The sequence below is a fragment of the Cnuella takakiae genome (genome assembly GCF_001953305.1).
In the GTDB taxonomy this organism is placed as follows: domain Bacteria; phylum Bacteroidota; class Bacteroidia; order Chitinophagales; family Chitinophagaceae; genus Flavisolibacter; species Flavisolibacter takakiae.
The window spans coordinates 2,300,590-2,309,982 of record NZ_MTFE01000010.1 but is presented as its reverse complement, the minus strand read 5'-3'; the positions used below and the strand labels follow the sequence as shown (position 1 = coordinate 2,309,982).

The window sequence follows — 9,393 nt, the reverse complement described above, 5'->3', positions numbered from 1 at the left end:
CGACCTCCGCCGTGACAGGGCGGCATTCTAACCAACTGAACTACCAATCCAATATTTTCAAGAACTAATTAACTACTAAACTTGCCGGACTCAAACTCATCCTCAACTTCGTTATGGATGACTGGGCGAAATGCTAACCAACTGAACTGCCAATCCATTTCGTTGTTGGGGTGGCAAAGATAAGGAGCTTTGGTGCACACAAAAAAATTTAGACCCTAAAAAATTTTACTCCCCTATGCAAATGCATAGTGCGGCGATGCGGGATGTGCGTAACTGGCCCACACCCTATTATGGCATCCTGCTATCTTTGCCCACACAACCCCTTGTACATGATCAAAATAGGCGTTTTTGGCACCGGCCACCTGGGCAAGTTTCATTTGAACAACTGGAAGGAAATAGCAGGTGTGGATTTAATCGGCTTTTACGACCCCAACGATGAAACCGCCAATGCCGTAGCCAGTGAATATGGCATCAGGAGATTTGAAAGTGAAGACGAATTGATTGAAGCCGCTGATGCTATTGACGTGGTAACGCCTACCAACCTGCATTTTGCAGTATGCGAAAGAGCGGTGCGCAAAGGCAAACATGTATTTGTAGAAAAGCCCCTGGCCAATACCATGCAGGAGGCCGAAACCCTGGTGAAGCTGGTACAGGAAAGCAAGGTAAAGATGCAGGTAGGGCATGTGGAACGGTTTAACCCTGCGTTCCTGGCTGCAAAAGACCTGCACCTGAACCCGATGTTCATTGAAGTACACCGCCTGGCACAGTTCAATCCCAGGGGCACCGAGGTAAGTGTAATACTCGACCTGATGATCCACGACATTGACGCCATTCTTTCGATTGTAAAAAGTGAAGTGCGCACGGTTTCCGCTTCGGGGGTTGCAGTACTTACCGATACCCCTGATATCGCCAACGTACGCATTGAATTTCATAATGGCTGCGTGGCCAATCTTACCTCCAGCCGCATTTCAATGAAGAAGATGCGCAAAATGCGCCTCTTCCAAAAAGACGCTTATATCGGTATCGACTTTTTGGATAAAAAGACAGAGATCATCAAGCTGAAAGAAGCAAGTGATACCGGCACTTTTGATTTTGATATTGAAACAAAACAGGGTGTGAAGACCATTGCCATGGCAGCACCTGCCGTTCCACAGGTAAATGCAATGCGATTGGAGCTGGAATCTTTTGTTCAGGCTATTCAGAACGACACCGTTCCGGTGGTAAATGAAATAGACGGATACCGCGCCATGGAAGTAGCGCACCAGATTTTGCAAAAGATCAATAAAGCCTAATGCAGGCTGCTGAAGATTTGGCATCCGGCAGCATCACCATGCCGCCGGATGCATTTTTTCCAACACTGCGAAACAATCGGCTGCTTGCCAAACGCATGGCCGACATCACCATAGCCTTAATTGCATTGCCCTTTGTTTTTCCCCTGATGTCGGCAATTGCCCTTGCCGTAAGGCTTTCTTCCAAAGGACCAGTATTGCTGCAACAGGAAAGAATTGGCAGGCATGGCAGGCCGTTTATTCTCCTTAAATTCCGCACAATGGTATGGCCAGCAGAAACGGGGCAGCCATTGCTGGCAACACCTAACGATCCACGTATTACGCCAGTTGGGCATATCCTCAGGCGCTGGCACCTTGATGAATTACCCCAACTTTGGCTGGTATTAAAAGGCGAGATGAGTGTAGTGGGCCCACGACTCGAGCGGGCCTATTTCCTGCAACAAATAGTTGAACAAATTCCGCAGTATACCCTATTGTTTACCCTAAGGCCCGGACTTGTTTCTCTGGGTCGGGTGCGACAGGGTTATGCCCACAACATGTTTCAATTGCTTTTCGGTGCCCGCCGCGATCTGGAATACCTGAAGCAAATTGGATTGTTGCAGGATGTAAAAATCATTTTGGCAGCAGCCAGATGTATCCTCAAAGGGCATTTGCACAGCAATTATTAACTTCAAGAGCGCAAATTTTAAGCTCCGCTCCTACCCTGTGTATTCAATCCAGTTTTTACAACGATGGCAAATCCATCCCGGTAAATGGGACCGATGCAACCTGCTTGCAGGTAACGGCCATGTGTATGCGCAAACAGCTTTCCTGGATGCCTTATGCCCCGGCTGGTGTGCACTTGTATTAAACGACTACGATGTCATCATGCCGCTTCCACAGCGCACAAAATGGGGCATCCGGTATTGCTACCAGCCTTTTCTAACGCCCATGTTGGGGGTGGTTGGAAATGGGTTACATGAAGATCTTATAGCAGCTTTCCTTGCAGCCATCCCAAAGCGGTACCGTTTATGGGACCTGAGTTTTAACCCGGGCCACCCTTTGCCAAAAGGATACCGTCACCAGATTCCCCGAAGCAATTATGTACTTAGCTTAAACAAGCCCTATGATGTACTGGCCAAAGCTTTTCACCGGAATATTCACCAGGCATTAGCTAAGGCAAACAAGCACCAATTGATTGTAAAAAGAAAAGTTCCGCTACAAGATGTCATTGCCACCAGCGCTGTGCAATATCCAAAGGTGATGAAGGTCGAAGCCGGGGCATTTGAAAGGGTGCAGGCTTTTGCCGCTGCGGCGCCTGAACAGGTGCGCACTTATGGTGTTTACCACCCCGATGGACGACTGCTTGCTTCCTGTGCCTTCTTGGAATTTCGAAAAAGGGCTTACTACTGGCTGGTGGGCAACAAGCCTGAAGGCCGCAGCATGGGCGCATCCGCTTTTTTACTCCATGCATTTATTTCCGATTATGCAGCCACTGATACAGTACTCGACTTCGAAGGTTCCGACCAGCCGGGTGTGGCAGCTTTCTACCGCAAGTTTGGGGCACAACACGAACCTTATCTTACCCTTTACAATAACAGGCTCTCCTGGCCATTATGCAGGTTAAAAAAAATGCCGGTAAACTACCGGCACCTGTATCATCTTTCCAAATTGTGAGTATCAATTGTCTTGCGATTGCATTTCCAGCTTCAGGATGCTCTCTGCAATCAGCAGGTCCACCGGACGGGTGATTTTGATATTGGTTTCATCGCCGGGCACCAGCGATACTTTCAAACCAAAAGCTTCCACTACGGTAGCTTCATCAGTGAACCGTTCTTTATAATCAATTTCAAAGGCGGGCAGCAAGATGCGGCTGTGGAAGGTTTGCGGTGTTTGCACCAGCACCACACGACTGCGGTCCATCACCTCATTGGTATTTTCTTCTTCATTCAGCTGGCGCACACTGTCGCGCACCCGGATGGCAGGCACCGCACTACCAGTTTCCAACGCATTCTCGTAACAACGGTGTATCAGGTCAATGGTCACCAGGCAACGCACGGCATCGTGCACAAAAACCACCGCGTCTTTACCCACCAGGCGCAGGCCATTTTGCACAGAGTGGAAACGGGTTTCGCCACCTGCGGTAATTTGTACCCGGTTGTCGTCGAAATATGCGTCGATGATCTCACGGCCCATGTCGATATACTCTTCGGGCAGCACCAGCACAATACGCAGGTCGTCGAAGGCATTGAGGAAAGTGCGGATGGTATAATACAATACAGGTTTGTCATGCAACATCAAAAACTGCTTGGGAATAGCGCTTCCCATCCGGGTGCCGGTACCACCGGCAACAATCACTGCATATTTCTGCATAAAACTTGTTTGAATAAGGGCCCCATGATTAGCTTTAACCACCAGATCTGGAACCATGCAAATTAGGAAGAAAATCTATTGGAGCCTTTGTGTTTTGCTGCTTGCTGCCTGCAGGCAGTCGCCGCCGCCGTCAAGGCCCAACCCGGTACTGCAATTACGCGAAATGGGCCAACTGGCCACCACCGAATACGAACTGAGCAAAGTAGTGCGGGCCCGCGATGAAGCTACCTGGTACAAGATAGGCGAACGCCGGATGCTGGTGAGCTGCAGGGCCAGGATTAAAGCCGGCATCGACCTTTCACAAATCCGCGATATCGATATCCAGGCCCAGGGCGATAAGATCAGCATTAAGCTTCCTGCGCCACAAATTTTAACCTTCAGCATTCCCCCGGAAAATATCAGGGTTGTTTACAGCGATGTAGGCCTTTTCCGCACACCTTTCAGCCAGGCAGAAACCAATGCCATCATGCAACAAGCCGAAAAGCAAATACGCAGGCAGGCTGATAGCCTCAACATGCTCCAAAAAGCACAGGAAGGTGCCGCTGTGTTTGTACGGAACTTTTTTGAGCAGGCAGGATACAAGGAAGTAACAATTACTTACCGCTACCAGGAAAATGCATCTTGAAGACAGCGCACTTCGGTTAAGCAATGAGTAAATACAGAAACAAAAGACAAGTAAAAGCAACAGCAGCACCAAACCATGACCAGATCGCTCCGGAATATTATATTGATCCTATTAGCCATCATAACAGCCTTCTGGCTGTTGCGGCGTACCGATGTTTTACCTAAATGGAAGAATCCCTTTGCAGCCCAACCCATCACCATCGACAATACACCGTTGCTTGTAAAAAATGTGCGTTCAATTGCGCAGTTGATGACCATCGAATACCACGATGTAGTAGTAGTAGACAGTTCCAACAACAGAACTAAATTATTGCCTTTACCTCCCTTTGTGTTTCCAATCAAACAATCATTAGTATTGGTGGTAAAAGGAAGGCTTATTGCCGGTCTTGATTTATCCCGGCTGGACAGCAGCAATTTTAGCGGCAACAGGGATTCGCTGCATATTACGATGCCTAAAGCAAGGGTGCTTGAAGTAATTGTTAATCCAACAGATGTTGAAACCTTTTCGGAGGAAGGAGCCTGGAACCAACAGGCGGTGACTGCATTGAAAGCAAAAGCGCAGTACCGCATTACCAAGAATGCATTGAACCAGGGTGTACTTCGGCGCTCAGATGAAAAGGCAAGAAACCTGGTAGCGCAGTTGATGGTAAATGCAGGGTATAAAAAAGTGGTGGTAACAACAAAGTAGTTTTCACGCAAAGACGCGAAGGCGCAAAGAGAAACAAGAATGCAAAATCAATATTGAAGAATTTAAAAGCTTCAATTAGTATGATGCATGATGTAGAAACCCTTTGCGCCTTCGCGTTTTTGCGTGCAACCTTATTTTCGTTTGTTGCGTAATGCCAAATAGTAAAGGGGAATGCCGATGAGTACAATGATCAATCCGGGCCAGGTAAACTTAGGCTTATAGATAATGAGCAAGGTACAGAAGGTAAGTCCCATCAAAATATACAGTGCAGGCAGGAAAGGATAACCAACAGCTTTGTAAGGACGCTCGGCATGGGGCCTGGTACGCCGCAGTTTGAAGATGCCTGCAATGGTGAGCATGTAAAAGATCACCACCACAAAGGAAACCATATCCAGCAGGTCGCCATAACGGCCGCTGAGGCAAAGGATGGAAGCCACCACGCATTGTGCCCACAAAGCCCATTCGGGTACGGCATTCTTATTCAGGGTGCCTGCCTTTTTAAAAAACAAACCATCCTTGGCCATGGAATAGTACACCCGGGCACCTGCCAGAATTAAACCATTGTTGCATCCAAATGTGGAGATCATGATCATCACGGCAATCACATAAGTGCCGATATTACCAAAGATGGCGTTGGCCGCAGCTACTGCTACCCTATCGGATGGTGCACCGGCAATGCCAGCCAATGGCAGAACCGAAACGTACATGATGTTTGCCAGCACATAAATTACGGTTACTATCAGGGTTCCCAGGAATAAGCTAAGGCCGATATTGCGTTGCGGGTTCTTGATCTCGCCTGCAATAAAGGTCACGTTGTTCCATGCATCGGAAGAAAAGATAGAGCCCACCATAGAAGCGGCGATTGCACCCAGTGCAGCCACACCTAATACGGGTGTGAGGCTGCCGTCTGTTGTCATGCGCTTCATGTTCCAGGCAGCGCTCCAGTTGGCATTCCAGGTATCGCTGTTGGCAGCCAGCAGGAAGCCAAATGCAATCAGGCCAAAAAGGGAAACGAGTTTGGTGACGGTAAAGGTTGTTTGGATCAGTTTACCTTCTTTTACCCCCCTGGTATTGATCCAGGTAAGAAATGCGATCAACACAATGGAGACCAATTGTGCAGGATATATTTTCAGCCAGCCGAGGTCCAGTAAGACATTGGCATCATTCATTTCCAGTGCCGGCACGAAGTAAGCCGTAAACTTGGAAAAGGCAACACCAACCGCGGCGATAGTACCTGTTTGTATGACAGCAAAAAAACTCCAGCCATACAAGAAGCCAATCAATGGATTGTAAGCTTCTTTCAGGTAAACATACTGTCCACCGGCTTTTGGAAACATGGCGCTTAGTTCGCCGTAACTCAGCGCGGCCGTGAGGGTCATAAAACCGGTGAGCAACCACACCGCAATGAGCCATCCTGCGCTGCCCACATTGCGGGTAATATCGGCACTAACAATAAAAATACCGGAGCCAATCATTGAACCGGCAACGATCATGGTGGCATCAAGCAAGCCAAGTGATCGTTTAAACCCTTGTTCTGTTGCTGGTTGGGCGGATACGGCAGTCGTTTCGGACATAGCGGAACAATTTGGGGGAAGATAAGAAGGTTTAGAAGTTTAGCATTGAGGAGTTCAGATGTTTAAGGCAGGATGGAACCGATAAAAAATAAATGGCAGCAAAAATGTTGATTGCAACACTCTTAGACAGCAAGGCACAAAAAAAGGCACTGCTGCTGCAGTGCCTTTTTTCAGGAAAATCTTCTATACAGATTGCCTTTATTTCTTTTTCACATAACCATCGTTCAGACCTTTGATCACATCAGCCGTGATATTGTAAGCCGTATCGCGGTAATAAAACAAACCTGGTTCGTAAGCAAAGATGTAAGAGTAACCTTTCTTGTTATTATAATCTTTCAGGAAGTCTTCGATCTTGGTTTTTACATCCCGCATTTTACGCATGTAAAAATCCTGATATTCCTGGTCAAGCGATGCTTTGCGGCTTTGCATGTTTTGCTGAAGTTGCATCATATCGCGGGTAGCCATTTCCGACTGCACCTGGCTCATGGTAGCTGCCTGACCCTGGTACATATTGGCTTTCTCGCGGTAGCTTTTATCCAGGCGGGCCAGCTCGCTATTGATGGATTCTTCTTTGCGTGCCAGTTCGCTTTTCACGTCTTTAACCATCGAAAAAGAAGCTTCCAACGAATCCATTTCGAAATAGGCAATTTTAAACTCTTTGTTTTCCGGAGTTTTTGTTGCCGCAGCTTTGGGGCTTTCGCTTTTTGCAGGGGCAAAATGCAGGTAAAACAACACACCCACCAATACCAGCAACACAATGTTGAAAAGGAGCAGTCCGCGATTCATTTCAAGAATTTGTGCAAAGAAAAGGGCAAAACCCATAACATACCGCAGAGCCTGCTCCTTTTATGAAACATTTACAGCGGTACGCCTTTTGAATAAAGGGTAAGAAAAACATAGTTATGGGAATTATCTCCTGGATACTCCTTGGCCTGGTAGCGGGTGCTATCGCCAAGGCTTTGCGCCCCGGCCGCGACCCGCAGGGCTGTATTGTTACCATGATCATTGGTGTGGTAGGTGCCGTAATTGGTGGTTATATCGCCCGCTTTTTAGGCTGGGACGGCGTAGATGGATTCAACCTGTATAGTATCCTCATAGCTACGGCGGGCGCCGTGCTTGCCTTGTTTATCTGGGCTGCGGTAACCGGCAATAGAAACAGAGGCGTTTAGCAGCTTTGTATTTTACAGTTTGGCATTAAAACTTGTCTTGCATCCAATTAGAAGAGCAAATCGGTAAACGTTTTTACCAGGCTTTAAGCAACAGGCCATTGCCAACAGGCTGAAAATAAGAATCCCCTCCACAAGGAGGGGATCTAACTTTTTTCGGCGTGGACGGCTAATGTCTTTTCATCGATACGGACGCCTTTTGTTTTTCGAAGGGTTGGATAAGGTTTTCTGGACTTGGAACTTCGGCTCTCTTTAGGTATTGAATATAGAAGTTGACTGATACTGGATTCCCGATCTTTCTATTGGATATTGAAATCTTTTTGGTTTTAAGGTATTGGTTATTGGTTTATCAGGATCTTGGAATGATTGACCATTGATCAATCAACTTCTGATGCAAACTTAGTCCTACTTAACCATTCAGACAATTGACAAAATGCCCTATTTTTTAGTAGGAAAAAACACTTATCCTTAGTTACACATTGATCTACAAACGATAACTTACTTACCCAAAGCCACCTGCTCACTATTGGGTGTAAGTACTATTGAACTACCTGTTTTTTGCGCTGCCTTACCTGGGGCAACAGATTCTGGTGAAGCAAACCGGAAAACAACAGAGAACTCTGCACGGAGGTAACTAAGGTGATGAAGCAGGGTTCTAACAAACAAAAACATACCCCCCATTTCCATAATTTCCTGGACCGTAATGGTGGTATTCAGAAAATAAATCCATTGTTGCTCTGTCAAAAACTGTTCACCCTCTATTTCAATGATCTCAACACCTAATGCACCAAAAACATAAATGAAGCCTGAGATCAGCATGCCTCTCTTTAGACGACTGGGTAGATGAAGAAGCCAAGGTAAAAAGAAAATAAAAGCAGCTAATGATAACAGGGCATATGGGAACATCCAATTTGCTGCAAAAGAACTCCTGCCAGAAAAAACGTGAGCAAATAAAGCACCCAAAGTCTCGTGAATTCGGGTAGATTCATCAATACCCAAAAACAACATAATACCACTAAGAACAAACCAATGCTTCTTTAAATTATTAGGCTGCAATTTGCCAATTACGAATAACAAGAAAGCAGCACCAACTATCAGGAGGGAAGAAACTAGAGTGGGCAGGTTGGCTTCATATTCAAGACTAAAATAGCGGACAAAAGCATCTGGATACTGACTTGGAGCATAATACAGTTTTAGATACAAACAAAATAAGTGCGCAGTCCAAAGAAAACTTAAAATCAGGAACAAGACTTTTACCCACTTTCTTGTTTGCAACTCCAACTTTTGTTCTTGTTTACTTAAATCTTTGATGAAATGATTTTGTTCCATAAGGGGTGTTCTTTACAAATAACAAACTATAGAAGCCTTGTTCTCAAAAATACAATATGCTAAAACTTTATTTCACGAATCTGCAACTTCTGATTAAGTGCTCTTTGATTTGCTTGCAGTACGAAAAACAAACATATAGTCTCGAAATCAAGCAGGCAAACTACTTAAGAATATGCAGGAACAATAAAACTTTCAAGAAACTACTTGATTGAGGAGGAAACAGGTTGCAACAACTTGTTGGTGAGCCTATATTTTTGAGGTGTTTTCCAACGTATGATTTACTTATTTACTATTCCTGAACCATACACCACCCCGAGGAAAATCACATACAATTTATTGGTCAGCTTAAAATAGGAATAGCTATAAGAGTT

The 9,393-nt window shown here is 45.9% G+C and carries 10 protein-coding genes; 6 read left to right on the top strand and 4 right to left on the bottom strand.

The window, feature by feature from the left end; genetic code table 11:
- The first annotated feature begins 329 nt into the window (after positions 1 to 329).
- Genes BUE76_RS10085 through BUE76_RS10075 form a run of 3 tightly spaced genes read left to right on the top strand, consistent with a single transcriptional unit; the run spans position 330 to position 2,945 of the window.
- Positions 330 to 1,292, top strand: a complete 963-nt coding sequence (locus BUE76_RS10085; RefSeq protein WP_073048164.1) for a Gfo/Idh/MocA family protein — start codon at positions 330 to 332, stop codon at positions 1,290 to 1,292.
- Positions 1,292 to 1,957 carry a sugar transferase gene (locus BUE76_RS10080; protein WP_216820650.1) on the top strand — a complete coding sequence of 222 codons (666 nt, stop codon included), beginning with the start codon at positions 1,292 to 1,294 and terminating at the stop codon, positions 1,955 to 1,957. The genes BUE76_RS10085 and BUE76_RS10080 overlap by 1 nt, the downstream gene beginning before the upstream one ends.
- Positions 1,958 to 1,994: 37 nt before the next feature.
- On the top strand, positions 1,995 to 2,945 hold the full coding sequence (locus tag BUE76_RS10075; protein WP_073048161.1) for a GNAT family N-acetyltransferase: 951 nt from the start codon (positions 1,995 to 1,997) through the stop codon (positions 2,943 to 2,945).
- A 3-nt stretch (positions 2,946 to 2,948) separates the two neighbouring features.
- Here the strand turns inward: BUE76_RS10075 and BUE76_RS10070 are convergent, their stop codons facing one another.
- Positions 2,949 to 3,641 carry a 2-C-methyl-D-erythritol 4-phosphate cytidylyltransferase gene (locus tag BUE76_RS10070; protein WP_073048158.1) on the bottom strand — a complete coding sequence of 231 codons (693 nt, stop codon included), beginning with the start codon at positions 3,639 to 3,641 and terminating at the stop codon, positions 2,949 to 2,951.
- A gap of 55 nt (positions 3,642 to 3,696) precedes the next feature.
- Here BUE76_RS10070 and BUE76_RS10065 point away from each other — a divergent pair, with 55 nt between their 5' ends.
- Positions 3,697 to 4,266 (top strand): DUF4230 domain-containing protein, encoded by a 570-nt coding sequence (locus tag BUE76_RS10065; protein ID WP_083596715.1) that lies wholly within the window; start codon positions 3,697 to 3,699, stop codon positions 4,264 to 4,266.
- Between the two features lie 75 nt (positions 4,267 to 4,341).
- Entirely contained in the window at positions 4,342 to 4,953 is a 612-nt protein-coding gene (locus tag BUE76_RS10060) for a DUF4230 domain-containing protein (protein WP_073048152.1), read from the top strand.
- 131 nt (positions 4,954 to 5,084) lie between these two features.
- On the opposite strand, the gene BUE76_RS10055 is transcribed toward BUE76_RS10060, so the two are convergent.
- Entirely contained in the window at positions 5,085 to 6,527 is a 1,443-nt protein-coding gene (locus BUE76_RS10055) for an APC family permease (protein WP_073048150.1), read from the bottom strand.
- A 198-nt stretch (positions 6,528 to 6,725) separates the two neighbouring features.
- Positions 6,726 to 7,313, bottom strand: a complete 588-nt coding sequence (locus BUE76_RS10050) for an OmpH family outer membrane protein (RefSeq protein ID WP_158069948.1) — start codon at positions 7,311 to 7,313, stop codon at positions 6,726 to 6,728.
- A 116-nt stretch (positions 7,314 to 7,429) separates the two neighbouring features.
- Between BUE76_RS10050 and BUE76_RS10045 the strand changes: the two genes are divergently transcribed.
- Complete coding sequence (locus tag BUE76_RS10045; RefSeq protein WP_073048144.1) at positions 7,430 to 7,696, top strand: GlsB/YeaQ/YmgE family stress response membrane protein; 267 nt, start codon at positions 7,430 to 7,432, stop codon at positions 7,694 to 7,696.
- 495 nt (positions 7,697 to 8,191) lie between these two features.
- On the opposite strand, the gene BUE76_RS10040 is transcribed toward BUE76_RS10045, so the two are convergent.
- Positions 8,192 to 9,022 carry a hypothetical protein gene (locus BUE76_RS10040; RefSeq protein WP_073048141.1) on the bottom strand — a complete coding sequence of 277 codons (831 nt, stop codon included), beginning with the start codon at positions 9,020 to 9,022 and terminating at the stop codon, positions 8,192 to 8,194.
- Between the last annotated feature and the right edge of the window lie 371 nt (positions 9,023 to 9,393).

What these genes read in the sequence shown, in the direction of transcription:
- BUE76_RS10085 (WP_073048164.1), top strand. Translation starts at nt 330, where the DNA reads ATGATCAAAATAGGCGTTTTTGGCACCGGCCACCTGGGCAAGTTTCAT.
- BUE76_RS10080 (WP_216820650.1), top strand. Translation starts at nt 1,292, where the DNA reads ATGCAGGCTGCTGAAGATTTGGCATCCGGCAGCATCACCATGCCGCCG.
- BUE76_RS10070 (WP_073048158.1), bottom strand. Translation starts at nt 3,641, where the DNA reads ATGCAGAAATATGCAGTGATTGTTGCCGGTGGTACCGGCACCCGGATG.
- BUE76_RS10065 (WP_083596715.1), top strand. Translation starts at nt 3,697, where the DNA reads ATGCAAATTAGGAAGAAAATCTATTGGAGCCTTTGTGTTTTGCTGCTT.
- BUE76_RS10060 (WP_073048152.1), top strand. Translation starts at nt 4,342, where the DNA reads ATGACCAGATCGCTCCGGAATATTATATTGATCCTATTAGCCATCATA.
- BUE76_RS10055 (WP_073048150.1), bottom strand. Translation starts at nt 6,527, where the DNA reads ATGTCCGAAACGACTGCCGTATCCGCCCAACCAGCAACAGAACAAGGG.
- BUE76_RS10050 (WP_158069948.1), bottom strand. Translation starts at nt 7,313, where the DNA reads ATGAATCGCGGACTGCTCCTTTTCAACATTGTGTTGCTGGTATTGGTG.
- BUE76_RS10045 (WP_073048144.1), top strand. Translation starts at nt 7,430, where the DNA reads ATGGGAATTATCTCCTGGATACTCCTTGGCCTGGTAGCGGGTGCTATC.
- BUE76_RS10040 (WP_073048141.1), bottom strand. Translation starts at nt 9,022, where the DNA reads ATGGAACAAAATCATTTCATCAAAGATTTAAGTAAACAAGAACAAAAG.